This is a genomic window from Xanthomonas codiaei (assembly GCF_002939785.1).
Lineage (GTDB): Bacteria > Pseudomonadota > Gammaproteobacteria > Xanthomonadales > Xanthomonadaceae > Xanthomonas > Xanthomonas codiaei.
The window spans coordinates 70,500-96,395 of record NZ_MDEC01000007.1 but is presented as its reverse complement, the minus strand read 5'-3'; the positions used below and the strand labels follow the sequence as shown (position 1 = coordinate 96,395).

Annotated in this window: 22 protein-coding genes and 1 other RNA gene; 12 read left to right on the top strand and 11 right to left on the bottom strand. The window is 67.3% G+C overall.

Annotated elements, in window-relative coordinates; genetic code table 11:
- Window positions 1-11: 11 nt before the first annotated feature.
- The 6 genes from XcodCFBP4690_RS07165 to XcodCFBP4690_RS07140 all read left to right on the top strand — a co-directional run bounded on the left by XcodCFBP4690_RS07165 (window position 12) and on the right by XcodCFBP4690_RS07140 (window position 7,684).
- The gene (locus XcodCFBP4690_RS07165) at window positions 12-1,499 is read left to right on the top strand and encodes an NAD(P)H-hydrate dehydratase (protein ID WP_104540298.1); all 1,488 of its coding nucleotides are present in this window, start codon (window positions 12-14) and stop codon (window positions 1,497-1,499) included.
- Window positions 1,496-1,996: a tRNA (adenosine(37)-N6)-threonylcarbamoyltransferase complex ATPase subunit type 1 TsaE gene (gene tsaE, locus XcodCFBP4690_RS07160; RefSeq protein WP_104540297.1), complete on the top strand. Its 501-nt coding sequence runs from the start codon at window positions 1,496-1,498 to the stop codon at window positions 1,994-1,996. Before XcodCFBP4690_RS07165 ends, tsaE begins: the two co-directional genes overlap by 4 nt.
- Before the next feature lie 70 nt (window positions 1,997-2,066).
- Window positions 2,067-3,734, top strand: coding sequence for an N-acetylmuramoyl-L-alanine amidase (locus tag XcodCFBP4690_RS07155; protein ID WP_208622707.1), 1,668 nt, complete (start codon window positions 2,067-2,069; stop codon window positions 3,732-3,734).
- 138 nt (window positions 3,735-3,872) lie between these two features.
- Window positions 3,873-5,747, top strand: a complete 1,875-nt coding sequence (mutL, locus tag XcodCFBP4690_RS07150; protein WP_104540295.1) for a DNA mismatch repair endonuclease MutL — start codon at window positions 3,873-3,875, stop codon at window positions 5,745-5,747.
- On the top strand, window positions 5,747-6,688 hold the full coding sequence (locus XcodCFBP4690_RS07145; protein ID WP_104540294.1) for a DUF1684 domain-containing protein: 942 nt from the start codon (window positions 5,747-5,749) through the stop codon (window positions 6,686-6,688). The genes mutL and XcodCFBP4690_RS07145 overlap by 1 nt, the downstream gene beginning before the upstream one ends.
- Before the next feature lie 33 nt (window positions 6,689-6,721).
- Window positions 6,722-7,684: a TraB/GumN family protein gene (locus XcodCFBP4690_RS07140; RefSeq protein WP_104540293.1), complete on the top strand. Its 963-nt coding sequence runs from the start codon at window positions 6,722-6,724 to the stop codon at window positions 7,682-7,684.
- A gap of 42 nt (window positions 7,685-7,726) precedes the next feature.
- On the opposite strand, the gene phaR is transcribed toward XcodCFBP4690_RS07140, so the two are convergent.
- The 3 genes from phaR to gluQRS form a co-directional block, all read right to left on the bottom strand.
- Entirely contained in the window at window positions 7,727-8,293 is a 567-nt protein-coding gene (phaR, locus tag XcodCFBP4690_RS07135) for a polyhydroxyalkanoate synthesis repressor PhaR (RefSeq protein WP_104540292.1), read from the bottom strand.
- A 159-nt stretch (window positions 8,294-8,452) separates the two neighbouring features.
- Window positions 8,453-9,193, bottom strand: coding sequence for a beta-ketoacyl-ACP reductase (gene phbB, locus XcodCFBP4690_RS07130; protein ID WP_104540291.1), 741 nt, complete (start codon window positions 9,191-9,193; stop codon window positions 8,453-8,455).
- 86 nt (window positions 9,194-9,279) lie between these two features.
- Window positions 9,280-10,179, bottom strand: coding sequence for a tRNA glutamyl-Q(34) synthetase GluQRS (gluQRS, locus tag XcodCFBP4690_RS07125; protein WP_104540290.1), 900 nt, complete (start codon window positions 10,177-10,179; stop codon window positions 9,280-9,282).
- A gap of 97 nt (window positions 10,180-10,276) precedes the next feature.
- On the opposite strand from gluQRS, the gene htpX reads away from it, so the two are divergent.
- Complete coding sequence (gene htpX / locus XcodCFBP4690_RS07120; RefSeq protein ID WP_104540289.1) at window positions 10,277-11,155, top strand: protease HtpX; 879 nt, start codon at window positions 10,277-10,279, stop codon at window positions 11,153-11,155.
- Window positions 11,156-11,379: 224 nt separating this feature from the next.
- On the opposite strand, the gene XcodCFBP4690_RS07115 is transcribed toward htpX, so the two are convergent.
- From XcodCFBP4690_RS07115 to XcodCFBP4690_RS07105, 3 genes are all read right to left on the bottom strand, one after another.
- Window positions 11,380-13,449, bottom strand: coding sequence for an EAL domain-containing response regulator (locus XcodCFBP4690_RS07115; RefSeq protein WP_104540288.1), 2,070 nt, complete (start codon window positions 13,447-13,449; stop codon window positions 11,380-11,382).
- Window positions 13,450-13,680: 231 nt separating this feature from the next.
- Window positions 13,681-14,862: a BaiN/RdsA family NAD(P)/FAD-dependent oxidoreductase gene (locus tag XcodCFBP4690_RS07110; RefSeq protein WP_104540287.1), complete on the bottom strand. Its 1,182-nt coding sequence runs from the start codon at window positions 14,860-14,862 to the stop codon at window positions 13,681-13,683.
- On the bottom strand, window positions 14,859-15,407 hold the full coding sequence (locus XcodCFBP4690_RS07105) for a YaeQ family protein (protein WP_104540286.1): 549 nt from the start codon (window positions 15,405-15,407) through the stop codon (window positions 14,859-14,861). Before XcodCFBP4690_RS07105 ends, XcodCFBP4690_RS07110 begins: the two co-directional genes overlap by 4 nt.
- Before the next feature lie 492 nt (window positions 15,408-15,899).
- Between XcodCFBP4690_RS07105 and XcodCFBP4690_RS07100 the strand changes: the two genes are divergently transcribed.
- Window positions 15,900-16,109 carry a cold-shock protein gene (locus tag XcodCFBP4690_RS07100; protein ID WP_011037431.1) on the top strand — a complete coding sequence of 70 codons (210 nt, stop codon included), beginning with the start codon at window positions 15,900-15,902 and terminating at the stop codon, window positions 16,107-16,109.
- Between the two features lie 347 nt (window positions 16,110-16,456).
- Entirely contained in the window at window positions 16,457-17,155 is a 699-nt protein-coding gene (locus XcodCFBP4690_RS07095; protein WP_104540285.1) for a glutathione S-transferase family protein, read from the top strand.
- Between the two features lie 142 nt (window positions 17,156-17,297).
- On the opposite strand, the gene XcodCFBP4690_RS07090 is transcribed toward XcodCFBP4690_RS07095, so the two are convergent.
- Window positions 17,298-18,173, bottom strand: a complete 876-nt coding sequence (locus XcodCFBP4690_RS07090; protein ID WP_104540284.1) for an alpha/beta hydrolase — start codon at window positions 18,171-18,173, stop codon at window positions 17,298-17,300.
- A 261-nt stretch (window positions 18,174-18,434) separates the two neighbouring features.
- Between XcodCFBP4690_RS07090 and XcodCFBP4690_RS07085 the strand changes: the two genes are divergently transcribed.
- Window positions 18,435-19,988 carry a protein adenylyltransferase SelO gene (locus XcodCFBP4690_RS07085; RefSeq protein ID WP_104540283.1) on the top strand — a complete coding sequence of 518 codons (1,554 nt, stop codon included), beginning with the start codon at window positions 18,435-18,437 and terminating at the stop codon, window positions 19,986-19,988.
- A gap of 93 nt (window positions 19,989-20,081) precedes the next feature.
- Window positions 20,082-20,642 carry an adenine phosphoribosyltransferase gene (locus XcodCFBP4690_RS07080; RefSeq protein ID WP_104540282.1) on the top strand — a complete coding sequence of 187 codons (561 nt, stop codon included), beginning with the start codon at window positions 20,082-20,084 and terminating at the stop codon, window positions 20,640-20,642.
- Window positions 20,643-20,811: 169 nt separating this feature from the next.
- Here the strand turns inward: XcodCFBP4690_RS07080 and XcodCFBP4690_RS07075 are convergent.
- Together XcodCFBP4690_RS07075 and dbpA are read right to left on the bottom strand one after the other, a co-directional pair.
- Window positions 20,812-20,887: non-coding RNA, sX9 sRNA (locus tag XcodCFBP4690_RS07075), on the bottom strand.
- Window positions 20,888-21,165: 278 nt separating this feature from the next.
- A complete protein-coding gene (dbpA, locus tag XcodCFBP4690_RS07070; RefSeq protein ID WP_104540281.1) occupies window positions 21,166-22,542 on the bottom strand; it encodes an ATP-dependent RNA helicase DbpA in 1,377 nt (458 codons plus the stop codon).
- 110 nt (window positions 22,543-22,652) lie between these two features.
- Between dbpA and XcodCFBP4690_RS07065 the strand changes: the two genes are divergently transcribed.
- A complete protein-coding gene (locus XcodCFBP4690_RS07065) occupies window positions 22,653-24,545 on the top strand; it encodes an ATP-binding cassette domain-containing protein (RefSeq protein WP_104540280.1) in 1,893 nt (630 codons plus the stop codon).
- 466 nt (window positions 24,546-25,011) lie between these two features.
- Here XcodCFBP4690_RS07065 and XcodCFBP4690_RS07060 read toward each other — a convergent pair whose 3' ends face one another.
- Both XcodCFBP4690_RS07060 and XcodCFBP4690_RS07055 read right to left on the bottom strand, forming a co-directional pair.
- Window positions 25,012-25,437 carry a barstar family protein gene (locus XcodCFBP4690_RS07060; protein ID WP_104540279.1) on the bottom strand — a complete coding sequence of 142 codons (426 nt, stop codon included), beginning with the start codon at window positions 25,435-25,437 and terminating at the stop codon, window positions 25,012-25,014.
- Window positions 25,434-25,874, bottom strand: coding sequence for a ribonuclease (locus tag XcodCFBP4690_RS07055; protein WP_104540278.1), 441 nt, complete (start codon window positions 25,872-25,874; stop codon window positions 25,434-25,436). The genes XcodCFBP4690_RS07060 and XcodCFBP4690_RS07055 overlap by 4 nt, the downstream gene beginning before the upstream one ends.
- Window positions 25,875-25,896: the final 22 nt, after the last annotated feature.

The window sequence follows — 25,896 nt, the reverse complement described above, 5'->3', positions numbered from 1 at the left end:
GAATTCCCGGCATGTACGCACCGCTCGCTCTTTACGATATCGCTGCTGCGCGCACGCTCGATGCGCGGGCCACCACGCTGCTCGGTGGCGATGGCTATACGCTGATGCAACGCGCCGGCCAGGCCGCCTGGCAGTGGCTGCTGGAGCGCTGGCCACAGGCGCGCCACATCGTGGTGGTATGCGGCAACGGCAACAACGGTGGCGATGGCTATGTGCTGGCGCGGCTGGCGCAGCGGACCGGGCGCCAGGTGCGGGTGGTGCATCTGCCCGGGCACGGACCTGGCTCGGTCCTGGCACAGCGCGCCTGCACCGACTATCTGGCGGTGGGCGGCGCCATCGAACTGTTTCCGTATCCGCTGGCGCAGGCCGATGTCATCGTCGATGCGCTGTTCGGTATCGGCCTGAACCGGGCGCCGGATGCGCCGACCGCCGCGCTGATCGAGGCCATCAATGCGGCCGGTTGCCCGGTGCTGGCGCTGGATGTGCCCAGCGGCATCGATGCCGATCACGGCGTGGCCTTCGGGCCCGCCGTGCGTGCGGAGGCCACCCTGCAGTTCATCGTGCCGCACGTCGGCCTGCATACCGGCGATGCGCTGGAGTACTCCGGCGAGCGTGGCATCGCACCGCTGGATGTGCCGCCCTCCGCACTCGATGGGCTGGCGCCCGCCGCGCACGGCTGGGAGAGCGGCGCGCTGGCCGCGCAGTTGCGCCCACGCCGGCGCAACACCCACAAGGGCGAATCCGGGCGGGTGCTGTGCGTTGGCGGCAATCTCGGCAGTGGTGGCGCCATCCTGTTGACCGCCGAGGCGGCACTACGTAGCGGTGCCGGGCTGGTGCAGGTGGCCACGCGGGCCGAGCATGTTGCGCCGTTGCTGGCGCGCTGCCCCGAGGCGATGGCGCGCGCAGTGCAGGCCGGCGACGAAATCGCCGCTCTCGCCGAGGCCGCCGATGTGATCGCGCTCGGGCCAGGGCTGGGCCAGGACGCCTGGGCGCAGGCGTTGTGGCGGGCCGCGCTGGCGACCGACACGCCGCTGGTCATCGATGCCGATGCGCTGAACCTGCTGGCCGGCCATCCGCTGCCTGCGCGTGGCCCGCGCGTGCTCACCCCGCATCCTGGCGAGGCCGGGCGCCTGCTCGGGGTGTCGACCGTGGACATCCAGCGCGACCGCCTGGCCGCCGCCGCTGCGCTGGCGCAGCGCTACGACGCGGTGGTGGTGCTCAAGGGCGCCGGCAGCGTGGTCGCTGCGCCGCACGCAGTGCCGCGCATCATCGACGCCGGCAATCCCGGCATGGCGGTCGGTGGCATGGGCGACCTGCTGACCGGTGTGATCGCCGCCTTGCTGGGGCAGGGCTGGTCGCCCTTCGATGCCGCCAGCCTGGGCGCCCTGCTGCACGGCTGTGCCGGCGATGTGGCCGCCTGCGAGGGCGAGCGCGGGCTGTTGCCGACCGACCTGCTGCCGCCGCTGCGCCGTCTTGCCAACTCCGGAACCCGTCCATGACCCAGATCGACGCCCAGCTGATCGACGCCGACGCCACCGAAGCCCTGGGCCGCGCGCTGGCGGCGGTGCGTCCCACCGCTGCGGTGGTGCAACTGCATGGCGACCTGGGCGCCGGCAAATCCACCCTGGCGCGCGCCTTGCTGCGCGCGCTCGGCGTCACCGGCCCCATCCGCAGCCCCACCTACACGCTGATCGAGCGCTATCCCCTGGCTAGCGGCGACGAGGCCTGGCACCTGGATCTGTACCGCATCGGCAACGCGGGCGAATTGGATTTCCTCGGCCTGGACGAAGGCAGCGCCAGCCTGTGGTTGATCGAATGGCCCGAGCGCGGTGCGGGTGCGCTGCCGCCGGTGGATCTGGATGTGGAACTGGCGGTAGACGGCGACGGGCGTCGTGTGCGCCTGCTCGGTCGCAGCGCGACCGGGCGCGACTGGCTGAAGGCGCTGGCTGATCATGGCGAGTTGCAGTCCCTTTTTGCCGGCGAACAGGAAGAATAAACGCCAGGTTACGGATTATTAAGGGAAATCACCTTGCAATTCACATGCGTGGATGATTGAATCCAGCGCCATGACACCGGGGATCCGCCAATTCTGTGTTTCCGCCCTGACCGCCAGCCTCAGCCTGGCGGTTTTTGCTGCCTGGGCCGGCGAAATCAAGAACATCGGCGTGACCACCGGCGCCACTGGCACACGGGCCGAGATCCAGCTCGCCGGTAGCGGTGGCTTCAAGACCTTGTCGCTGGCCAATCCGCACCGCTTGGTGGTGGATTTCCCGGATTCGGCGGCGGCACGTGGCCTCAAGCTGCCGGCCGCTGCCGGCCTGGTGACCTCGGTGCGCACGGGTCAGCCCGTGCCGGGCACGTTTCGGGTGGTGTTCGAACTCGCCAGCCCGGTCACCGCGTTGAAACCGCAGATGCAGACCCTGGGCAGCGCGTCGACGCTGGTGGTCGAGTGGCCAGGCGATCCGATGCCGGCAACCGCACCTGCGGTGGCAGCGACCGGGGTTGCGAGCGCGCTGCCGCCGCCACGTCCGCTCACTGCACAGGCCGAAGCCGCGCGTGCCACCGCAGCACTGGCTGCCTCGGCACAACGCGCGGTCTCCGCTGCGCCGCCGCCAGCACCGACACCTGTTCCGCAGCCTGCTGCTACTCCGGTTGCTGTTGCTGTTCCTGCATCGGCCATGCCGACCGTGACACCAGCCGCGGTCCCTACCACGGTTGCCACCGGCGTGCCGACGCCGCGTCCGGGCACCGCCGCTGCCGCTACCGGCGCCCCCGTGCGCGCCGCGGGCAGCGCCGGTCAGACGGGCGGCGCGACGGCCGCCGCCATTCTCAATGGCGCAAGCGCGCCGACCGGCGTCGCGGCGGCAGGCATGTCCACGCCAGGCGCGGCCGTTGCCGGTGCGGACGGCGATGCGCCGCCGCGTCCGGTGCTGCCCAGCGAAGCGTCGCGGGTCAAGATGGCGCCCGGCATGCGGCCGTTGATCGTCGCCATCGATCCCGGCCATGGCGGCCAGGATCCGGGCGCGATGGGCCCCACCGGCAAGCGCGAGAAGGACGTCACCCTGGCCGTGGGCCGTGAACTGGCGCGCCAGATCAACGCTACGCCCGGCATGAAGGCCTATCTGACGCGCGATACCGATGTCTTCATTCCCTTGCCGATGCGCGCGCAAAAAGCGCGCGCTGCCAAGGCCGACATCTTCATCTCGATCCATGCCGACGCGGCGGAAAACCGCAGCGCCACCGGCTCGTCGGTGTATGTGCTCTCGACCAAGGGCGCGTCCTCGCAGCGCGCGCGCTGGCTGGCCGACAAGGAAAATGCCGCCGATCTGGTCGGCGGCGTGCGCCTGCAGCAGACCGAAAGCACCCTGGCCAACGTGTTGCTGGATCTTGCGCAAAGCGGCCACATGAAGGCGTCCGAAGACGCAGCCGGGCATGTGCTGGGTGGCCTCAAGCGCATCGGCAACAACCACAAGCCGCAGCTGGAGCGCGCCAACTTCGCGGTGCTGCGCACTTCGGACATGCCGGCGATGCTGGTGGAAACGGCCTTCATCTCCAATCCGGACGAAGAGCGTCGCCTGATCGATCCGGCTTACCAGCGCAAGATCGCCGCCGCCGTGCTGGATGGCATCGATACCTTCTTCACCCGCCAACCGCCGCCGGGTACCTTGTTTGCGGCACGCGCGCAGGCCGAGGCCGAGGCCGCCGCGGGCACCGTGGCCGGCGGCAGCCGCTGACACGCTCGGCTATCATTCGGCCTTGATTCCCGAGATGCCGGCGCCTGTGCGCCGCCGGGTTGCCGTGCCGAGGTCTGTCTTGTCCGTGTCACCCCCGATGTTCCGCATGCCGCGCGTCCTGCGCCGGAGTGCGCGCTGATGGCGATCCGTCAGCTGCCCGAGATCCTGATCAACCAGATCGCTGCCGGCGAGGTCGTCGAGCGGCCTGCCTCGGTGGTCAAGGAACTGGTCGAGAACGCGCTCGATGCCGGCGCCACCCGCGTGGACATCGATCTGGAGGAAGGCGGCGTGCGCCTGATCCGTATCCGCGACAATGGCGGCGGCATCACGCCGGAAGAGTTGCCGCTGGCGGTGTCGCGCCATGCCACCAGCAAGATCGCCTCGCTGGACGATCTGGAAACCGTGGCTACGCTGGGGTTTCGCGGCGAAGCGCTGCCGTCGATCGCCTCGGTCAGCCGCTTTTCCCTGATCTCGCGCCGCCGCGATGCCGAGCACGGCTCGGCGCTGCAGATCGAAGGCGGGCGCCTGGGCGAGGTGACCCCGCATGCGCACGCGCCCGGCACCACGGTGGAAGTGCGCGAGCTGTTCTTCAACGTGCCGGCGCGGCGCAAGTTCCTGCGCGCCGAGCGCACCGAGCTGGGGCATATCGAAGAGTGGCTGCGTTCGTTGGCGCTGGCGCGGCCGGACGTGGAATTGCGTGTCTCGCACAACGGCAAGCCATCGCGCCGGTACAAGCCGGGCGATCTGTATTCGGATGCGCGGCTGGGCGAAACGCTGGGCGAGGACTTCGCACGTCAGGCCCTGCGGGTGGATCACAGCGGCGCCGGCCTGCGCCTGCACGGCTGGGTGGCGCAACCGCATTACTCGCGTGCCAGCACCGATCAACAATATCTCTACGTCAACGGCCGCTCGGTACGCGACCGCAGTGTGGCGCATGCGGTCAAGATGGCCTACGGCGATGTGCTGTTCCATGGTCGCCAACCGGCCTACGTCTTGTTCCTGGAACTGGATCCGGCGCGGGTGGACGTCAATGTGCATCCGGCCAAGCACGAAGTGCGGTTCCGCGAGGCGCGGCTGATCCACGATTTCGTCTACCGCACCTTGCAGGATGCGCTGGCGCACACGCGCGCCGGTGCCATGCCCGGCAGCATCGGCAGCGATGCGGCCGGTGACGCCCTGGTTGCGCCGGGTGCGCCCGGTAACTTCGGTGGCGGCGCCGCCAGTCATGGTCCTGCCGCGGGCGGTGGCGGTGGACCGGGGGGCTATGCCAACTGGCGTCCGTCGCAGACGCCGCTCGGCCTGCGCGTGGACGAGGCCCGCGCGGCCTACAGCGCGCTGTATGCACCGCCCGACAACGCGGCGCAATCGTCGAGCGATCTGCCGGTGGTCTCCGGCACTGGCCTGCCTCCGACCACCGCAGACAGTGGCGTGCCGCCACTCGGCTATGCCGTGGCGCAGTTGCACGGCATCTACATCCTGGCCGAGAACGCCGAAGGCCTGATCGTGGTGGACATGCACGCCGCGCACGAACGCATCGGCTACGAACGCCTGAAGAACGCCCACGACAGCATCGGCCTGCATGCGCAGCCGCTGCTGGTGCCGATGACGCTGGCAGTGGGCGAGCGCGAGGCCGATACCGCCGAGCGCGAAGCCGACACCCTGTCCAGCCTGGGCTTCGACATCACCCGTGCCGGCCCGCAATCGCTGCATGTGCGCAGCATTCCCGCGCTGCTGGCCAATGCCGAGCCGGAAGCCTTGCTGCGCGACGTGCTGGGCGATCTGCGCGAGCATGGCCAGAGCCGCCGCATCGCCAGTGCCCGCGACGAGTTACTGTCGACCATGGCCTGCCACGGCGCGGTGCGCGCCAATCGTCGCCTCACCGTGCCGGAAATGAACGCCTTGCTGCGCGACATGGAAGTCACCGAACGCTCCGGTCAATGCAACCATGGCCGACCCACCTGGGCTCGGTTTACGCTGGGCGAAATCGATCGTTGGTTTCTCAGGGGGCGGTAATGGCGGTGCAGGGGGAGAAGGGCAGGTTGCTGGTGCTGCTGGCGGCAACGACACTGGCGCTGCTGGGTTGCGGCCGCAATGCGCCGCCGGCGGCTGCGCCGGTGGTGCTGGACAAGGCCTTCCTGGCAGATACCGCCGCCTGGCGCGAAAGCCGCCTGGAAGAACTGCGCGCGCCCGATGGCTGGACCAGCCTGGTCGGCCTGCACTGGCTCACGCTGAAGGCGCATTACATCGGCCGTAGTGCCGACAGCGGCATCAGGCTCGCAGTCGGGCCGCCCAAGATGGGCATGGTGTCCACCGAAGGCACGACGGTGTGGTTCGTGCCCGAGCGCGGCGCGGCGCTCACCGTCGATGGCAAGCCGCTGACCGGCAGGATCCGCTTCCAGTCCGATCGCGATCCGCAGCCCACCCTGATCCGTTTCGACGACGGCAAGGGCGTGCTCAGCCTGATCCATCGCGGCGACCGTTACGCGCTGCGGGTCAAGCACGCCGATGCACCGTCGCGTACCGCATTCACCGGATTGGATGACTGGCCGGTGGATCCGTCCTGGCGCATCAGTGCGCGTTACGTGCCCAACGATGTCGGCAAGACCTTGCCGATCGTGGACATCGTCGGCATCACCACCGCGCAGGCCAATGCCGGCGCGATCGAATTCGAACGCGATGGCAAGACCTATCGCCTGGAAACGATCGGCGAGCCGGGTCGCCCGGGTTTCGTGGTGTTCGCCGATCGCACCAGCGGGCACGGCAGCTATCCGGCCGGCCGCTTCCTGGACCTGGAGGTGCCCGATGCCTCCGGACACGTGGTGGTGGATTTCAATCGTGCCTACAACCCGCCGTGCGCGTTCACGCCCTTTGCCACCTGCCCATTGCCGCCACCGGAGAACCGCATCGACCTGGCGGTCACGGCGGGCGAGAAGACCTACAAGGTGCCGCACTGACATGACGAGGGATGCGCGGTGACAGGAGTGTCGATGACGAGGCGTGGACGGGTGCGTTTCGCCGGCTGGTGGGGCGGGGCACTGCTGGTGCTGGCGCTATGGAGCGGGGTGGTTGCCTCGAGCCGGGCACGCGCTGCTGCCGATGCGCCTGCCGGCCCGCCGGTGCCATTGCTGTGGAAGGTCGACGGCAAGGGTGGCACGCTCTACGTGCTGGGCTCGTTCCATGTGCTCAAGCCCAGCGACTACCCGCTGTCGCCGGACGTGATGCAGGCCTTCGCCAAGGCCGACCGCCTGCTGTTCGAACTGCCGCCGGCCGATGCGCAATCGCCGGAGCTGGCCGGGCGCATGCTGCAGGTGGCACGGCGCACCGACGGGCGCACCCTGCAGGAGGCGCTGGATGCCAGGACCTGGCAGGCACTCGGTGCCTATGCGCGCAAGCACGGCATGTCGCTCGAGGCGTTGCAGTCGCTCAAGCCGTGGTTCGTGGCGTTGTCGATCAGCCTGGCCGAGATGGCACGCCAGGGCATGGACCCGAACGCGGGCCTGGACCATTACCTGATGCAGCAGGCGCAGTCCCGCGGCAAGCCGGCCGACGGGCTGGAACGCGCCGAGGAACAACTCACCCTGCTCGACGGCATGACCCCCACCGAGCAGCATCAGTTGCTGGAAGAAGCATTGGATGAAGCAGATACCACCGACCAGCTGCGCCAGCTGCACGCGGCCTGGCGTAACGGCGACGTGCACACGCTGACCACGCAGATGGCCGAGGACATGCGCCGGCAGTATCCGGCGCTGTACCAGGACATCAACGTCGAGCGCAATGCGCGTTGGGTGCCACGGTTGGAAAAGCAGTTGGGCAAGGGCAGCGGAACCACCCTGGTGGTGGTCGGTGCGTTGCATCTGCTGGGCAACGATGGCGTGGTGGAGCGCTTGCGTGCGCGCGGCTACCACGTGGAACGAATCTGCTCGGCCTGCGCTGCGCAGGCCAGTCGCTGACGCTTGCGCGTAGAGCCGCCCGGCTCCACGCGCCAAGGTCGATCATCCGCGATTGCGGGCCTTGCCGGTGTGGTTGCCCGAGGCACTGTGCGTGCCGGTGCCCATCGGGCCACTGCCCATGCTGCCAGCCCCAGGCGGGCTCGGCGGGGTGCCGGGGCCGCCCGGACGACCGAAGCCGGCGCCGAAGTTGCGCTGGAATTCCTGCCACAGCTCCAGGTTGCGCTCGGTCAGCTGGTTCATCATCGCCCATGGGGTCTGCCCGAGCAGATTGCCCATCTGTTGGCGGAACTGCTGCTGCTGGTCCAGGAACACCTGCATGCTGCGCTCCAGGTAGTTGCCCATGAAGCCCTGCAGCGAATCCCCGTAAAAGCGGATGATCTGGCTCAGCAGCTGGGTGGAGAGCATGGGCTCGCCGTCCTGTTCCTGGTCGGCGATGATCTGCAGCAGCACCGCGCGGCTGAGGTCTTCGCCGCTCTTGGCGTCGCGGACCTCGAACTCTTCGCCATCGATGATCAGCTGGCGGACGTCTTCAATGGTGATGTAACTGGAAATCTCGGTGTCGTAGAGACGGCGATTGGGATACTTCTTGATGATGCGAAGTCCGGCCATGGAACGTTCACTCACACTGATAGTGCGCGCAGGATGGCGCAGCGCAGCAGCGGTTGCAACAGCCAAACTGCCTTATTTGCTTAAGCGGACACATTAAAAATGGTGCGCAGCATGGTTTTTGGGTCAAATCCATGCTGCACCGCAAAGTTGCAGCAAACGTTACCAGCCCATGTGGTGGCCGCCGTTGATGTCCAGATTGGAGCCAGTGATCCAGGCAGCCTCTTCCGCCACCAGGAACGCCACCGCATAGGCGATCTCTTCCGGCCGGCCCAGCCGGCCGGTGGGAATGTCGGCCACGATCTTGGCGCGCACTTCCTCCGGCACCGCCATCACCATGTCGGTGGCCACGTAACCGGGCGAGACCGTGTTGACGGTGACTCCGAAGGCGGCGTTCTCGCGCGCCAGCGAGATGGTGAAGCCGTGCATGCCGGCCTTGGCCGCGGCGTAATTGGCCTGGCCGTACTGGCCCTTGAGCCCGTTGATGGAGCTGATCTGGATCACCCGGCCCCAACCGCGCCTGCGCATGCCCTCGATCACCGGGCGGGTGACGTTGAACACCGAGTTGAGATTGGTGTTGATCACGTCATGCCACTGTTCGGCGGTCATGCGGTGGAAGGTGGTGTCGCGGGTGATCCCGGCATTGTTGACCAGCACCTCGATCGGGCCGAGTGCCGCTTCGACCTCCTCGACCAATGCGCGCGCATGCTCGGACGAGGCGACATCGCCACGGAACAGGGCGATGTCGTAGCCCTGCGCCTGCATGCGCTGTTGCCAGTCGCGCGCCTTTTCCTCGTTGCGGAAATTGCTGGCGACCCGATGGCCCTGATCGGCCAGGCGCTTGCAGATGGCGGTGCCGATACCGCCGGTGCCGCCGGTGACCAATGCGACGCGAGATGTCATGACGACTCCAATGAGCAGGTGAGGCTGGAGGCGGTCAGGGCGGTGGCGCAGGCGCCGCGCCCGGATGCCGGTGCTGGGGCGCAATTCTAGTCACGCGGCGGGGGCGATGCGCGCATGGACAGGTCGAGCGTGGGCGTGGCCGGCATCAGATCCGGCGAAAAATGCTGCACGGCCTGCTGCTGCAGCGTGTCCACGCCGCCATACCGCGGCAGTGCAGCAGGCTGCTGCCCAAGTGCCTGCCAGGCGCTGCGTAGTGCGGGCAGCGGGTCTGCATCGTCCAGCGCGGGGGCGGCGTGCGACTTGGACAGCTTGCGGCCCTCGGCATCCAGGATCAGCGGCAGGTGCAGATAGCGTGGTTGCGGCAGGCCCAGGGCGCGCTGCAGCACTAGCTGGCGCGGGGTGGAATCGAGCAGGTCGGCGCCGCGTACCACGTCGGTCACGGCCTGCGCCGCATCGTCCACGACCACCGCGAGCTGGTAGGCCCAGTAGCCATCGGCACGCCGCAGCACCACATCGCCCACCTCCGCGTAGACGTCCTGCACGATGCGCCCCTGCAGCGCGTCGTCGAAGCCCACCGGCGACTGCGGCGGCACCCGCAACCGCACCGCGCGGCGTGCGCCCAGTGGGGCGACACAGGCGTGGTGGATGCCGCCCATGCCGGCCAGATCGGCGCGGCTGCAGCTGCATTCGAACGCCAGCCCGGCCTCCATCAGGGTGGTGAGTGCGGTGGTGTAATGCACGTCGCGATCGGATTGTCGGATCACCGGCAGGTCCGACACCAGGCCGAAGGCAGCCAGGGTGCGCAATTGACGCTCGGACGCACCGGCTTCGGCGCGTGGCGGATCGATGTCTTCGATGCGCACGCACCACTGCCCGCCGGCATGGCGGGCGAGCAGCCAGCTGCCGAAGGCGGCCAGTAGCGAGCCGAAGTGCAGCGGGCCGGTCGGGGAGGGCGCGAAGCGGCCGCGGTAGGAAGGTGAGGGCATGGACAGCTGAATCGTCGGTCAGGTGCGCGCTTGATTTCAAGCGGGGCTGTCCGCAGATCCGCAGCAGTTCACCCCCTTCGAGTGGAGCCCGCGCGTCATGTTCAACCGCATCTTCCTGTTCCTGCTGACCAACCTGGCGGTGTTGATGCTCGCCAGCGTCGTGATGTCGGTCCTGGGCGTCAATCCTGCGCAGATGAGCGGCTTGCTGGTGATGGGAGCCATTTTCGGCTTCGGTGGTTCCTTCATCTCGCTGCTGTTGTCCAAGTTCATGGCCAAGCGCAGCACTGGCGCCCAGGTGATCACCGAGCCGCGCACGCCGACCGAGCGCTGGCTGGTCGAGACGGTGCAGCGCCAGGCCCAGGCAGCCGGCATCGGCATGCCGGAAGTGGCAATCTACAACGCGCCGGAGATCAATGCCTTCGCCACCGGCGCCAATCGCAACAACGCGCTGGTCGCCGTCTCGACCGGCCTGCTGCAGAACATGAACCAGGACGAGGCCGAGGCCGTGCTCGGCCACGAGATCGCCCACGTGGCCAATGGCGACATGGTGACCATGGCCCTGCTGCAGGGCGTGCTGAACACCTTCGTGATCGTACTGGCGCGCGTGGTCGGCGGCATCATCGACAGCGTCGTGTCGGGCGACCGCGAAGGCGGCCGAGGGTTTGCGTACTACATCATCGTGTTCGCGCTGGAGATGGTGTTGGGTGTGTTCGCCACCATGATCGCCATGTGGTTCTCGCGTCGCCGCGAGTTCCGTGCCGATGTCGGTGGCGCACAGCTGGCCGGCCGCAGCAAGATGATCGCGGCCCTGGAACGCCTGTCGCTCAATCACGGGCAGAGCACCTTGCCCTCGCAGGTGCAGGCCTTCGGTATCTCCGGCGCGGTCGGCGACGGGTTGCGTCGCCTGTTCCTGAGCCACCCGCCGTTGACCGAGCGCATTGCGGCGCTGCGTGCGGCCAATGGCACGGCACTGTAAACGGCTCTCGACATCGCGGCTCGGTGTGATGCGGAAGGCGCCGCCGGAGTCAGTATCGATCATCGGTGCAACGGCCACATGAACGCGCCACCCACGCTCGATGCCACCGTCGCCCGCTGCATCGTCTAGTCGCAAGCCCATCGACAGCGTATCGGCTTGAAGGAACCAAAAAACCCGCGCCTTGCGGGTTTTTTGTTTTCCTGCGTGACCGGCTTTCGGTTGCCTCAGCCGAATTCGTAGTTCATCAGCGGCCCGGTGGGCGCCACGAAGTCGCCCTGCACATAGTCCACCCCGGCACTGAAGAAGCTGCTCATCGACTGCGCATCGGCGACGAACTCGGCCACGGTCAGAATGCCGGCCGGCTGCGCGCGCGAAGTGATCTCGCGGATCTTCTCCTGGCTTTCGCGCGCCGAGGCGACCTCGCCGGTGATGCCGCGATCCAGCTTGAGGAAGGCCGGCTGGAAGTGCGCCAGCAGCTGGAACGAGTCCAGGCCCGAACCGAATTGTTCCAGCCCGACCTTGCAGCCCATTGCCGATACCGCCGCCAGGAATTGCTGCGCATTGCGCAGATGGGTGAACACCTTCGATTCCGGGGTCTGCAGCCATAGCCGTTCGCCAGGTACGCCGTATACCGCCAACTGCTCGCGGATGGTGTCGATCATCTGCGGATCGGAGAACGAGTTGGGTCCGATGCGCACCAACAGGTGCGTCTTGTGGCCCGCACGCTGCCGCTCGCCGAGCTGGCGGATCGCGCGCGCCACCACCCAACGGTCGATCTCGGTGATCAGGTCGTGTTCTTCGGCGATCGCCATGAAGGCGTTGGGCGACATCATCTCGCCGTTGCGCTCCAGCCGCAGGAAGGCCTGGTACAGCTCCAGCGGCTCGCCCTGCAGGTTGAGCACCGGCTGGTAGTGCAGCAGGAAGCCGTCGCCGGCCAGCGCTTCGCGCAGGTGTTCGACCCAGCGTGCGATGCGTTCTTCCTCGGCGCGGTCCGAGGCGGCCGGGTCGTAGATGCTGACCGCGTTGCCGCCCAGCTCGGCGGTGGTGCGCACCGCCTCGGTGCCGCGATTGAGCACCTGGCCGATGCTGGCGATCTTTTCGCCGATCTGCACTCCGCCGATGCTCACCGTCACCGTAGCCGAGCGTGCGCCAACGCTGAAGACATGCTGCGCAAACGCATCGCGCACGGTTTCTGCCGTGGCATGGGTGCGCGCGTAGTTGCCGTCCATCAGCAGCGCGAAGCTGTGCTCGCCAAAGCGCGCCGCCACCACGCTCTCGTCCACCACGCCGGCCACGTGTGCGGCCATCGCGGAGATCAGGGCATCAGCCGAATCCAGTCCAATCTCGGGGAGGATGCGCGTGTAGTGATCCGGCTCGATCAGCAGGAAACCGGACTGGCCCTCGCTGCGACCGGCCTGTGCCACCGCCTGTTCCAGCGCCACCATGAAGGTGGGGCGGTTGAGCAGTCCGGTGACCTGGTCGCGCTGGCGCAGGTCCTCGACCTCGCGTGCCAGTTCCGGGTCGAACTCCTCGCGGCGGCGGAACACCACCTGGATGCAGGGTTCGCCTTCGTAGGTGGCAGTGGCGAACTCCATCGTTGCCGGAAAGGTGTCGCCCTCCAGCCGGCGCGCGTCGACCTTGTACTGCGCCGGCGGCGGTTTGCCCTTGGACATGGCCTTCAGCAGTTGCTTGAAATCGTCGACGTATTGCGCGGCAATCATGTCCAGCAGCGAGATGCCTTCGACATCGTCGAACGACTCGAAGCCGAACATTTCCAGATACGCCTCGTTGGCGCGGATATGCATGCCTTCGTGCACGTAGGCGATGGGGTCGCGCGAAGAAGCGATCAAGGCATCGCAGCGGCGCTCGGTCTCGCGCATCTGTGCTTCGATGCGGCGCAGGCCACGGCGTGCCTGCAGGTCGGCCCACTCCGAGCGCACCAGCGCGAGCAGATGCTCGGGACGATGACGCAGGGCGATGGCACGCACGCCATGGGAAGCCGCCTCGACAATGGCGTTCTCTTCGATCCGCTCGGCCAGCAGGATGACCGGAATGTCCTTGCCGCTGCCCGCGATCTGCGCCTGCAGGGCGCTCATCGGCACCTGCTGGGCCTGGCCCTGGATGGCCAGATCGATCTGGCCCGAGAGCATGCTGGCCAGCTCCTCCTGGTTCTGCGGACGCGAAGGACGCACCGCGATGCCGCCGTTGCGCAGTGCGGTGACGATGGTCTCGGCACTCTCCACGCTGTCGTCGACGATCATCAGGCGGAGGGTGAGATCTTTGCCTTTTTGCATGCGCGGCTCCCTAGAGACGGGCTTTAATACACGAAGGGGTCAGGCACGTCCATGTGTGTGGATCATGCCGCATCCAGTGTGAGACGTGGCGCAACAATTGGGCTGGCAATGACCTCGCCGAGCAAGGTGATCGGCGTTCGATGCGCGGACGATGACAGTGTCTGTCTTACATCCCGAGCGCGCCGATGTCGTGCTCGGTCGCCGATGCGCAATGCCGCCGCGCCGTGGCGCCTACGCCACGCTTCCGGCGGCATGTCCGGATGCCCACGCCCACTGAAAGTTGTATCCGCCCAGCCAGCCGGTGACGTCCAGCACCTCGCCGACGAAGTACAGGCCAGCGGTCAGCCGCGACTCCATCGTGGCACTGGAGACCTGGTGGGTATCGACGCCGCCCAGGGTGACTTCAGCGGTGCGGTAGCCCTCGGTTCCGCTGGCGACCAGCGGGAACGCGCCGAGGAGATCGGCCGCGCTCTGCAGCTGCGGCGGGTCCAGCTGCCGCACCGGCTTGTCCGGCAGCCACACCTCGCAAAGCCGCTGCGCGAAGCGCCGCGGCAGCACATCGCCCAGTACGTTGCGCAGTTCGGTGGCGCCACGTTGCTGCTTCTGCTCGCGCAGCCACGCCGCCGCATCGTGGCCGGGCAGCAGGTCCAGGCGCAGGTCCTCGCCCGGTTGCCAATAAGAAGAGATCTGCAGGATCGCCGGACCGCTGACGCCGCGATGGGTCAGCAGCATGGAATTGCGGAAACTGACGCCGTTGCAGTGCGCTTCCACCGGCAAGGCCAGCCCGGACAGGTCCTGCAGGCGTTCCTGGTGCTTGCCGCTCAGGGTGAGCGGCACCAGCCCGGCGCGCGTCGGCAGCAGCGTGTGGCCGAACTGCTGGGCCAGCGCATAGCCCAAGCCGCTGGCGCCCATGCTGGGAATCGACAGCCCGCCGGTGGCGACGATCAGCGATTGCGCCTGCACGCGGCCGGCGCTGGTCTGCACGCTGAAGCCGTCGCTGTCGCGCTGCACCAATTGCACCTGGCACTGGGTGCGGACTTGCACCCCGGCCGCCTCGCACTCGTCCAGCAGCAGGCGCACGATCTGCTTGGACGAAATGTCGCAGAACAGCTGGCCCAGCTCCTTCTCGTGGTACGCAATGCCGTGGCGTTCGACCAGCTCCACGAAATCGCCGGGGCTGTAGCGCGCCAGGGCCGATTTGCAGAAGTGCCGGTTGGCGGAGAGGAAGTTGCCCGGCGTGGTGCCGGTATTGGTGAAGTTGCAGCGCCCGCCGCCGGACATCAGGATCTTCTTGCCGACCTTGTTGGCATGGTCGATCACCAGCACCCGGCGGCCACGGCGGCCAGCGGTGAAGGCGCTCATCAGGCCGGCGGCTCCGGCGCCGATGACCAGCACGTCGCACCGCATGTTCATTCGGTCGGGGCTTGCCGCACCATCGGGGTCAGGGTGACGCTGCCGTGGTCGGCCAGCATCTGCACTTCGCCGTCCTGGATGATCACGTCAAAGCGCATGCCGCGCTGGATCAACGCGCCCAGCGCCTCGGTGGCCTGCGATTCGAGCTCGATCACGCGCAGGTTGCGGTGCCTGCCCATGGCATTGGCGTGCTTCTTCCACCAGGTTTCGGTGGCCTGGCCGCCGTAGCCGATGACCACCACCTCGCGCGAGCGGTTGCAGGCCTTGCGCACGCGGCTGTCGTCCGGCTGGCCGAGGTCGATCCACAGGTCCGGGTCGCCGGTGTAGTCGCGCCGCCACAGGTCCGGCTCGTCGTCGTTGCTGAGGCCGCGGCCGAATTCCAGCCGGTCGTCGGCGAACAGGGCGAACGCCAGCAGCCGCACCATCAGCCGTTCATCGGTTTCGGAAGGGTGCTGGGCCAGGGTCAGCGAATGATTGGCGTAATAGCCGCGATCCATGTCGCTGATCTGCAGTTCCGCCCTGCGGACGGTGGCGGTGAGAGCCATCAGGAAACCAGGTGCAAAGGGCGACCATGATACGCCGACCGGTCGCGGCGGGAACGCAGCATGTGGCGTGGAGGCGGTGCCTGCCACCATCTGCCACACACATACCTAATACGTCGTGCGGGGGCGGCGGGCTGGGTCGGTGCGGCCAGGCTGCCGAGCCGATCATGAAGTGCGGAAATCGCTGCCGCGGCGGACGACTGAGCACGCCGGGAGAGCGTATTCATTCATGTGACGGGCAGGGGAATGGCCTGACAGGCGGTCGGAACGCGCCCGACAGCAAAACTTTTGTCCGAAGGTGTCGCTTTTTACATAAAACACGAGTACTGTGCACCCACTGTGTTTGCAAGGGTCACCGTGAATCGTGGCCTGGTGTAGCTAGATCTCATTCGATCCCGCTCCATCGTTCCGCTTTACCAACGCCTGCAACTCAGTCTCAGCGCCGGTTTCTCGGTTGCTGCGATTTATCCATCCAAAAGTTCAGGAGTTAGTAAAATGTCAGATCGTCAGAACGGTGTCGTGAAGTGGTTCAATGATGCCAAGGGCTTCGGCTTCATCACCCCGGAAAGCGGCCCGGACCTGTTCGTGCACTTCCGTGCCATCCAGGGCACCGGCTTCAAGTCGCTGCAGGAAGGCCAGAAGGTCTCCTTCGTCGCCGTGCAGGGCCAGAAGGGCATGCAGGCTGACCAGGTGCAGGCGGTCTAATCCGTCTGCAACCGTAAGGTTGCCAAGAACGCCGGTCGCGCAAGCGACCGGCGTTTTTTATTGCCTGTCGATCTGCAGCGGTACGTAAGACGTCTAGGTGCCGCTTCCCGATCGTTCCGGGCTGCAGGCACTGCGATGGCGACTGTCGTCTTCGGCAGGGCAATGCCTTCGCTCCTGCGTGTGGTGCTTCGCCGATGCATTGTCTTGTGCCGCAACGAGCGGGCGGTGGCTTGCCGTCGCGGCCGGGTAGCTGCCGACGACGCCTTCGAAGCAGGCGCGTGTTCGGTGTGTGCGCAGCGACGACGCATGGCTGGTTAGGATGGCGCTTTCCGTGTGCGGCCGCTGCCATGATCACTGTTCACCATCTCAACAACTCCCGTTCGCAGCGTGTGCTGTGGCTGCTCGAAGAGCTGGCGTTGCCATACCAGATCGTGCGCCACGAGCGCGATCCCAAGACCATGCTGGCACCGGCAGCGCTGCGTGCGATCCATCCGCTCGGCAAATCGCCGGTGATTGTGGATGGCGGGCTGACCATCGCCGAGTCGGGTGCGATCCTCGACTATCTGACCGAGCGCTACGACACCGAGTGCGCGCTCTCGCCACCGGCGCGACCGATCGACTCGCCCGAGCGCCAGCAGTTCCGCTACTGGATGCACTACGCCGAAGGCTCGGCGATGCCGCCACTGCTGATGACCTTGATCTTCGGCCGCATTCGCAGCGCGCCGATGCCGTTTTTTGCCAAACCCGTTGCGCGCGCGATCGTGGACAAGGCGATGTCGGGTTTTGTCGGCCCGCAGGTCAAGCTGCATCTGGGTTGGATGGAGCAGACGCTGCAGGCTCACCAGTGGTTTGCCGGTGAGCGCTTCACCGCCGCCGACATCCAGATGAGTTTCCCGGTACAGGCCGCAGCTGCGCGCGGTGGCGGCCTGGAACCCTATCCGAAGCTGCGCGCCTTCCTGGAGCGGATCGAGGCGCGGCCGGCCTATCAGGCTGCATTGAAGAAAGGCGGCCCGTACGAACTGATGGGCAGCAAGTCGGCCGATTGACGCGCGTCCGGTGCACGCCAGGTGACACCGTGGACGGCGAGCGATTGCGCGCCGTCTGTTCCTGCGTCGGGGCATAGATCAGTGACCAGGCATTGATCAGCGGCGCTGCTTGCAACAGACATCGGTGCGCTCGCCACAGGCGTCACGGCGCCTTGCAGGCGCGCAGGAATTCCACGGTGTCGCGCAGCACCGCCGAGCGTTGCGGCGGTTTGCGCAATGCCAGCACGATACCCATGTGGCCCATGCCGGGGTAGACCTTCAGCGCGGCAACGCCTCCCTTGCGATGCAGCGCCTTCTGCAACGTGCTGCTGTTCTCCAGCTCGACCACGCGGTCGGCGTCACCGTGCAGCAACAGCATTGGCGGTTCGTCGCCGCCCACGTATTCCACCGGCTGCGATTGCCGTTGCGCGGCCGGGGCGTCGCCGAAGATCTCGACCAGCTCCGGGTCGGTCATCGGCAGGAAGTCGTATGGCCCTGCCAGCCCGACCACTCCGCACAGCTGCCGTGGTTCGAGATCCTGCGCGTGCAGCCAGCGCGCATCGGTGCCCAGCAATGCGGCGATGTGCGCCCCGGCCGAGTGGCCCATCACGGCCAGCCGCTTGGGATCGCCGCCGTACGCCTGTGCATGCCGATACCCCCAGGCGGTTGCGCTGGCGGCATCGGTCATGAAGCCCTGCAGGCCCACCTGCGGGTATTTACGGTAATCGGCGACCATCGCCACCACGCCCTGGCGGGCCAGGGCGCGCCCCACCCAACGGTAGTTGGCGCGCGAACCGCGCTTCCAGGTGCCGCCGTAGAAGAACACCACCACCGGTGCATCGACCGCGCCCTGCGGTTGGTAGACATCCAGTGCCAGGCCATGTGCGGTGTCGAAGACCTGGTTGGGGTGCTCGACGATGCCGGCGCGGCTGGAAGCGGCGTTGATGCCGCCGAAGAACACGCTGCTGCAGGCTGTCAGGGCCAACGAGCCAAGCAGCAGGATGGCGGGGCGAAACCAGCGGAAGGGGCGGGCGGGCATGGGCGATGTCGTCCAGGGAAACGGTGGAGGGAAAATCGGCAGCTTGGGAGAGTGGGCAGGGTGCATCAGGTGGCGCGCGGCACGGCCTTGCGGCCGACGGGAAACCCGGTGAGCGACCGGAGCGCACTCGCCCATTAGCGAGGATCGGCCGTCGCCGACGTGTGCAGGACGAGCTCGCTGCCGCGCGCGATGCGAAGCAGTGCAGCTCCCGGTTGCGCGCGGGCAGTGTCGCATTCACCTCATGTGGCCTAGGCTTCTCACATGACACAGTTGCAGTTCGACAATCGTTTGCGCCGTGAATTGCCCGGCGATCCGGAGCAAGGGCCGCGCCGCGAGGTGGCCGCCGCCTGGTCGTCGGTACTGCCGACGCCGGTGGCCGCTCCGCGTGTGATCGCGCATTCGTCGGAAATGGCGCAGGCGCTGGGGCTGGATGCGGCCGAGATCGGCAGCGCGCGCTTTGCCGAGGTGTTCGGCGGTAATGCGCTGTATCCCGGCATGCAGCCATGGGCGGTCAACTATGGCGGTCATCAATTCGGCCACTGGGCCGGGCAGCTGGGCGACGGCCGGGCGATTTCGCTGGGCGAGGCGATCGGCGTCGATGGCGGGCGCTACGAGTTGCAGCTCAAGGGTGCCGGCCCCACGCCGTATTCGCGCGGTGCCGATGGCCGCGCGGTGTTGCGCTCGTCGATCCGCGAATTCCTGTGCAGCGAAGCGATGCATCACCTGGATGTGCCGACCACGCGTGCGTTGAGCCTGGTCGTCACCGGCGACGCCGTGGTGCGCGACATGTTTTACGACGGCCGCCCGCAACGCGAACCGGGTGCGATCGTGTGCCGGGTGGCGCCCTCGTTCATCCGCTTCGGCAACTTCGAGTTGCCGAGTGTGCGTGGCGATCTGGTCCTGCTGCGGCAATGGGTGGAGTTCACCATCGCGCGCGATTTTCCTGCCCTTGCCGGGGCCGGCGAGACGCTGTATGCCGATTGGTTCGCGCAGATCTGCGAGCGCACCGCGGCGATGGTGGCGCACTGGATGCGGGTCGGTTTCGTGCATGGCGTGATGAATACCGACAACATGTCGATCCTGGGCCTGACCATCGATTACGGTCCCTACGGTTGGGTCGACGATTACGACCCGGACTGGACACCCAATACCACCGACGCACAGGGGCGTCGGTATCGCTTCGGTACCCAGCCGCAGGTGGCGTACTGGAACCTGGGGCGGCTTGCCCAGGCACTGGCGCCGCTGTTTGCCGATGCCGCACCGCTGCAGCAGGGGCTGGACCGGTTCCGCGACACCTATCTGGCCTGCGACCGCCGCGATACCGCTGCCAAACTCGGTCTGGCCGAGTGCCGCGACGAGGATCTGGAGCTGATCGATGCGTTGCGCGTGCTGATGCGGCAGGGCCAGATGGACATGACGCTGACCTTCCGCGGCCTGATCGACATGTCAGCCGAGCATCCCGAGCCCGAACTGCTGCGCGACGCGTTCTACGACCAGGACCAGCGCCAGGCGGCGGCGGTGCCGTTGCAGGAATGGATGCAGCGTTATGCTGCACGGTTGCGCCAGGATTCGCTGTCGCCCGAGCAGCGGCGCGCGCGCATGCGCCAGGCCAATCCGCGTTATGTGCTGCGCAATTATCTTGCGCAGCAGGCCATCGACCGGGCCGAGCAGGGCGATCCGGCTAGCGTGCAGGAGCTGCTGGAGGTCATGCGCCGGCCCTATGACGATCAGCCGGGCCGCGAGGCCTTCGCCGCGCGGCGTCCGGACTGGGCGCGCGATCGCGCCGGATGTTCGATGCTCTCCTGCAGTTCCTGACGCGCTTAGATTCCGCTGTGCCGTCAAGGCGGCGTCAACGGCGTGCACCAACTAGAATAGGGCGTCCCCACTGGCCACGACGCCACCGCCACCATGACTGACTGCAGCCGCTGCGCCGGCACTCACCCTTCCGGCCCCAACCACTGGGCAGGCCGGATCCGCGACATCGCCGACTTTCCCAAGCCGGGCATCGTGTTCAAGGACATCACCCCGCTGTTGTCGGACGGTCCGGACTTCGCCTCGGCGCTGGACGAGATGGCGCAGCCCTGGCGCACCACGCCGCTGGATGCGGTGCTGGGTATCGAGGCACGCGGCTTCATTCTTGGCGCGGCGTTGGCGCGCGAACTGCGGACCGGCTTTGTGCCGGTCCGCAAGCCGGGCAAGCTGCCCGGACGCACGCTGATCCAGGAATACGCGCTGGAATATGGTACCGACCGCATCGAAATGCACGAAGACGCGCTGCCGCGCGGTGCACGCGTGCTGATCGTCGACGACGTGCTGGCCACCGGTGGCACGCTGCGTGCCGCGCTGAGTCTGGCCGCACAGCTGGAGCTCGAGGTGGTCGGTGCCGCGGTGCTGGTGGAACTGGCCGCACTGCAGGGCCGCGCGAAGTGGGCCAACGACGTGCCGTTGCTGGCAACGCTGTGCTACTGAGTCTGCAGGGCGCGGGCTGAGCGCTCGGGGCGCATCCGGCAGTGCGGTTGTGCCCTTGCCATGCTGCTGCGGGTGCCTGTCGCAAGTGCAGCCCGTTGATCCTGCGGTGTCTGTATGCGCCAACACCGCGCATGCGCGTCGGCTCCTGCCCGGTACCGGGATTTAGAGCGGCTAACAAAACGTAACGAGCGGTCGTCAGGTGGGTGCGGACGGCGCGGAGGAACCGCAGTGTACGAGTGGTACATGCCGATTCCGAGCACCGACCGCGCCCGCCTGGCGGCCGCGCAGTCGTTTTGCTAGCTGCTCTTAGTCCGTCCATCAGGCGCCGGCATGCGCCAGCTGCCGGTGGCTAGGCGATGCGCGCTAGCACGCCTGACGCAGCGTCCGCAGTGCAATGCGGCAGCGTGGTGATTTTCGAAGGTGCTGCCGCGCTACCGCCTCTTGCGGCGTAGCAGCTCGAGGCGATACCTGCCCGGCCGACCTTCGGTCGCGTGGCCAGCGGACGGGCCGGCCACCGAGCCGTTCAGAGCTTGCTGACCCGGAACCGGCGGCCCTTGATCTTGCCCGCATGCAGGTGCGCCAGCGCCTTGGCGACCTGGGCGCGCGCGATGGCGACGTAGGAGCGGGTGGGGTAGATGGCGATCTTGCCGATCGCAGCGCCCGACAACCCGGCTTCACCGGTGAGCGCACCCAGGATGTCGCCGGCACGCAGCTTGTCGGTCTTGCCGCCGTCGATGCGCAGGGTGGTCATCGCCGCCTGCGGCAACTGCGCCGGGCGGGCGGTGGCCAGTGGTGCACGCGACCACTTCAGCGGCTGGCTTTGCTCGGCTTCCAGCGCCTGCGCACGCGCCGCTTCGCGCGGTGCCACCAGGCTCAGCGCCAGCCCGTGCTTGCCGGCGCGCGCGGTGCGGCCGATCCGGTGGCGGTAGGTCTCGGTATCGGTGGGCAGCTCGTAGTTGACTACCGCCGACAGGTCTTCCACGTCCAGTCCGCGTGCGGCCACGTCGCTGGCCACCAGCACGTTGCAGCTGCGGTTGACGAAGCGCACCAGCACCTCGTCACGGTCGCGCTGCTCCATGTCGCCATGCAGGGCCAGTGCGGAGAACCCGAATTCCTGCAGCGAGCCGGCCACCTCATCCACTTCCTTGCGGGTATTGCAGAACACCACGCTGGACTCGGGGTTGAAGCGCAGCAACAGGCCGGCCACCGCCTTCTGTCGATAGGTGGGATCGACCTCGAAGAATTGCTGGTCGATTTCCGGTGCGTTGTCGGCGCCTTCGACGGTGATTTCGATCGCGTCCTTGAGGATCTCGCGCGCGAGCGTGCGGATGATGTCCGGGAACGTGGCCGAGAACAGCAGGCTCTGACGCTGCTTGTCGCAGCGGCTGGCGATCTCGCGGATGGGTTCCTCGAACCCCATGTCCAGCATGCGGTCCGCCTCGTCCAGCACCAGCGTGCGCACGCCACCCAGGTGCAGGGCACGCTTGCGGGCCAGCTCCTGGATGCGGCCGGGTGTGCCCACTACCACCTGCGGGTCGTGTGCCTCCAGCGAGGCCAGCTGCGGGCCGAGCGGCATGCCGCCGGTCAGCACCACCAGTTTCATGTTGGGAATGCCGGTGGCCAGCTTTCGCAACTGCTTGCCGACCTGGTCGGCCAGTTCGCGGGTGGGGCACAGCACCAGCGCCTGCGCCCGGGTCAGCGCCGGGTCGAGCTTCTGCAGCAGGCCCAGCCCGAAGGCAGCGGTCTTGCCGCTGCCGGTTGGCGCCTGGGCGATGACGTCCAGCCCCTGCAGGATCGGCGGCAGGCTCTGCGCCTGGATGGGAGTGAGGACGGTATAGCCAAGGGCGTCGATACCGGGGGCCAGGGCCGGCGACAGCTGCAGCGCGGAGAATTCGTTCATGGCGCATTTTAGCCCGGGATTGGGGAGTAGGGATTCGGGATTCGTCACCGCGACAGCGTGCGCGTTTGCCAATCCCGAATCCCCAATCACCAATCCCGTACAATTGCGCCATGCCTTTAATCACTCTGCAAAGCGTCGACTACAGCGTCGGCGGCCCGTTGTTGCTGGAAAAAACCGACCTGACGATCGAGCCGGGCGAGCGTATCGCCCTGATCGGCCGCAACGGTGCCGGCAAATCGACCTTGATGAAATTGATCGCCGGCGAGCTCAGGCCCGATGACGGCGAGGTGCGCGTGCAGCAGGGTGTGCGCATCGCGCGGTTGGAGCAGGAGGTGCCGCAGGGCACCGGCGGCAGCGTGTTCGACGTGGTGGCCGATGGCCTGGGCGAGTTGGGCCACTGGCTGGCCGAGTTCCACCAGCTCAGCCATGCCGAGGTGTTCGACGCCGAGGCGTTCGGCAAGGTGCAGGCTAAGATCGACGCGGCCGAGGGTTGGGCGCTGGATCAGCGCGTCGGCGAGACGCTGACCAAGCTGGAACTGGATGGCGATGCGGAGTTTGCGCGGCTGTCCGGCGGCATGAAGCGGCGCGTGCTGCTGGCGCGCTCGCTGGTGTCGTCACCGGACGTGCTGCTGCTGGACGAGCCGACCAACCACCTGGACATCGAAGCCATCGACTGGCTCGAAACCTTCCTGAAGGGCTGGAACGGCAGCGTGCTGTTCGTCACCCATGACCGCCGTTTCCTGCGTGCGCTGGCCACCCGCATCGTCGAGATCGATCGTGGCCAGGTCACCAGCTGGCCCGGCGACTGGGCCAATTACGAGCGCCGCCGCGAGGAGCGGTTGAACGCACAGGCGCAGGAGAATGCGCGCTTCGACAAGTTGCTGGCGCAGGAAGAGATCTGGATCCGTCAGGGCATCAAGGCGCGGCGCACCCGCGACGAAGGCCGCGTGCGGCGGCTGGAGTCGATGCGCAACGAGCGGGTGCAGCGGCGCGAGTTGACCGGCAATGTGCGCATGGAGGTCTCGCAGGGCGAAGCCTCCGGCAAGAAGGTGATCGAGGCCAAGGAGGTCGGCTTTGCGTTCGGTGCGCGCACCATGGTCAAGGACTTTTCCACCATCATCCAGCGCGGCGATCGCATCGGCCTGATCGGTCCCAACGGCAGCGGCAAGACCACCTTGCTCAAGCTGTTGCTGGGCGAGCTGCAGCCGCAGCAGGGCGAAATCCGCATCGGCACCAATCTGCAGATTGCCTACTTCGATCAGTACCGCTCGACCCTGCGCGAAGACTGGAGCGCGATCGAGAACGTGGCCGAGGGCCGCGATTTCCTGGAGATCAACGGCAAGCGCAAGCACGTGCATGCGTACCTGCAGGACTTTTTGTTCACGCCCGAACGCGCGCGCGCGCCGATCACCCGGCTGTCCGGCGGCGAGCGCAATCGCCTGCTGCTGGCGCGCCTGTTCGCGCAGCCGTCCAACCTGCTGGTAATGGACGAGCCGACCAACGATCTGGACGTGGAAACCCTGGAGCTGCTGGAAGAGCTGCTGGGCGAATACAGCGGCACGCTGCTGCTGGTCAGCCATGATCGCGACTTCCTGGACAACGTGGTGACTTCCACGCTGGTGATGGAGGGCGATGGCCTGATCGGCGATTACATCGGCGGCTACAGCGATTCGCTGCGCCAGCGGCGCACGCCGGCCACCAGCGCGATGGCGGTGGCCAAGGCCTCGGCCACTGCAGTGGCGACTGCGCCGGCGGCCACTGCGGCGCCAGTGGAGGCTGCGCCCAAGCGCAAGTTGAGCTACAAGGACGCGCGCGAGCTGGAGCAGTTGCCCGGCCTGATCGAGACGCTGGAGCAGCAGGTGGCTGCACTGACCGAGGCGATGAACGACCCGGGCTTCTACCAGCGCGACACCGCGGCCATGGCGACGCACACCGCCGCGCTGAGCGATGCGCAGGCGCAGCTGGATACGGCCTACGCGCGCTGGAGCGAGCTGGATAGTTGATGGGTCGACTGGGGGGGCGGTGCGCCGATGTATCGGCCATCTCCTGCAAGCCGAACCTGCGCGGCGCCGATTGCGGGTGATGGATCGCGGCTGCGCGGCATCGCTGAGTGGAAATGGTGCCCACCGCCGCGCTGCAGTGCTGTAGCGGGTCTGCCGCTGTATGGGTCACGTTGATCCAGGACATTGCGTCATGCAGTGGTCGGTGTTGCACGCGCCGCCACCGGATGGACTGCGAACCCGCCGGCGATGTCAAAGGCAAACATCGTTTGCGTCGTGAATATAGCTGGCTGCACGCCCGGATCTGCTGCATTGGGCGCGCTTGGTCACCGCAGCGGCGCAACGGCCCTGGATTGGAATGTTGCCGTCAATCGATGCAGTCGCAGATCCGACGCTGCTAGAGGGGTTCCGGTCGTTTGCGCACGACGATTCCTGTCATGCATTGACCAATGCGCGCCAGCCGGCCCGATCAGGTGCAGGCGCTGGCCGGCGCCACGAAGGCCGCAAAGGTACGCCCGCGCGCGGCCCAGCTGGTGGCGGCTTCGTCGAGGATATCCAGCAAGGTATCGCGGTCGGCCGGTGCGGCCTGTGCCAGTGCGTCGGCGCCGTCGATCAACAGGGCATAGCCCCGCGGCGCCGGCAGCCAGGCCAGGTCGCGCAGCCCATCGCTGAGCGCATCCCAGTTGCGGCCAAAGCTGAGCGGAAAATCCAGCTGGGTGGCCAGCCGCATCAGCAGCATGCGCTTGTCGCTGCAGGTGGCCAGATCCACGCGCAGGATGCGCAGGCCGGCATCGCGGGCCAGCGCTGCCATGGTGTCCAGGTCGTCGGTCTCGGCCTGGTACACGCCCGACTGCTGCGGGTCGGACAGGTCCAATGCAAAGTCGCCCGCGCTCATGGGGCCTGCTCCGGCGTCGGCCCATGGAAGGATTTGAAGCTCTGGTAGTGGTCGTCGCTGTAGTACCAGGTCTGCGGTGGCGTGCCACCGGTGACGATACGGCGCGCGCCGCGGTCAGCGCTGCCCGGCGTGTCCACCGTGTATTCGCGGTAATAGCCGCGCGGGCGTTCGGGCAGGCGATGTTCGCGATTCCCGAACACGCTGCCGTCCTGCGGATACGGGAATGGACCGCCGCGCTGGATCAGCACGATGGTGGCCATTGCTTCGATCGGCAGAAACGCGGGCAGGCGCGGCACCTGCCGTGCGGCCGCCGGCGCGGCGATGGGCGCATTGAGTGAGGGCGCGAACTGCGGCTTGGGCGTCTGCAGCGCACGCATGCCCCACAGCCCGGCCACGAGCAGCACGATGGCGACGATCAGCAAAGCGGGCTTGCGCATGAAGACGATCCGGAGGCGACGA

Bases quoted from the DNA above. Each gene is read 5' to 3' on its own strand.
- XcodCFBP4690_RS07100 (WP_011037431.1), top strand. From the start codon at position 15,900: ATGTCAGATCGTCAGAACGGTGTCGTGAAGTGGTTCAATGATGCCAAG.
- XcodCFBP4690_RS07165 (WP_104540298.1), top strand. From the start codon at position 12: ATGTACGCACCGCTCGCTCTTTACGATATCGCTGCTGCGCGCACGCTC.
- phbB (WP_104540291.1), bottom strand. From the start codon at position 9,193: ATGACATCTCGCGTCGCATTGGTCACCGGCGGCACCGGCGGTATCGGC.
- gluQRS (WP_104540290.1), bottom strand. From the start codon at position 10,179: ATGCCCTCACCTTCCTACCGCGGCCGCTTCGCGCCCTCCCCGACCGGC.
- phaR (WP_104540292.1), bottom strand. From the start codon at position 8,293: ATGGCCGGACTTCGCATCATCAAGAAGTATCCCAATCGCCGTCTCTAC.
- tsaE (WP_104540297.1), top strand. From the start codon at position 1,496: ATGACCCAGATCGACGCCCAGCTGATCGACGCCGACGCCACCGAAGCC.
- XcodCFBP4690_RS07105 (WP_104540286.1), bottom strand. From the start codon at position 15,407: ATGGCTCTCACCGCCACCGTCCGCAGGGCGGAACTGCAGATCAGCGAC.
- XcodCFBP4690_RS07110 (WP_104540287.1), bottom strand. From the start codon at position 14,862: ATGAACATGCGGTGCGACGTGCTGGTCATCGGCGCCGGAGCCGCCGGC.
- XcodCFBP4690_RS07055 (WP_104540278.1), bottom strand. From the start codon at position 25,874: ATGCGCAAGCCCGCTTTGCTGATCGTCGCCATCGTGCTGCTCGTGGCC.
- XcodCFBP4690_RS07115 (WP_104540288.1), bottom strand. From the start codon at position 13,449: ATGCAAAAAGGCAAAGATCTCACCCTCCGCCTGATGATCGTCGACGAC.
- XcodCFBP4690_RS07090 (WP_104540284.1), bottom strand. From the start codon at position 18,173: ATGCCCGCCCGCCCCTTCCGCTGGTTTCGCCCCGCCATCCTGCTGCTT.
- XcodCFBP4690_RS07140 (WP_104540293.1), top strand. From the start codon at position 6,722: ATGACGAGGCGTGGACGGGTGCGTTTCGCCGGCTGGTGGGGCGGGGCA.
- mutL (WP_104540295.1), top strand. From the start codon at position 3,873: ATGGCGATCCGTCAGCTGCCCGAGATCCTGATCAACCAGATCGCTGCC.
- XcodCFBP4690_RS07065 (WP_104540280.1), top strand. From the start codon at position 22,653: ATGCCTTTAATCACTCTGCAAAGCGTCGACTACAGCGTCGGCGGCCCG.
- dbpA (WP_104540281.1), bottom strand. From the start codon at position 22,542: ATGAACGAATTCTCCGCGCTGCAGCTGTCGCCGGCCCTGGCCCCCGGT.
- XcodCFBP4690_RS07060 (WP_104540279.1), bottom strand. From the start codon at position 25,437: ATGAGCGCGGGCGACTTTGCATTGGACCTGTCCGACCCGCAGCAGTCG.
- XcodCFBP4690_RS07085 (WP_104540283.1), top strand. From the start codon at position 18,435: ATGACACAGTTGCAGTTCGACAATCGTTTGCGCCGTGAATTGCCCGGC.
- XcodCFBP4690_RS07145 (WP_104540294.1), top strand. From the start codon at position 5,747: ATGGCGGTGCAGGGGGAGAAGGGCAGGTTGCTGGTGCTGCTGGCGGCA.
- htpX (WP_104540289.1), top strand. From the start codon at position 10,277: ATGTTCAACCGCATCTTCCTGTTCCTGCTGACCAACCTGGCGGTGTTG.
- XcodCFBP4690_RS07080 (WP_104540282.1), top strand. From the start codon at position 20,082: ATGACTGACTGCAGCCGCTGCGCCGGCACTCACCCTTCCGGCCCCAAC.
- XcodCFBP4690_RS07095 (WP_104540285.1), top strand. From the start codon at position 16,457: ATGATCACTGTTCACCATCTCAACAACTCCCGTTCGCAGCGTGTGCTG.
- XcodCFBP4690_RS07155 (WP_208622707.1), top strand. From the start codon at position 2,067: ATGACACCGGGGATCCGCCAATTCTGTGTTTCCGCCCTGACCGCCAGC.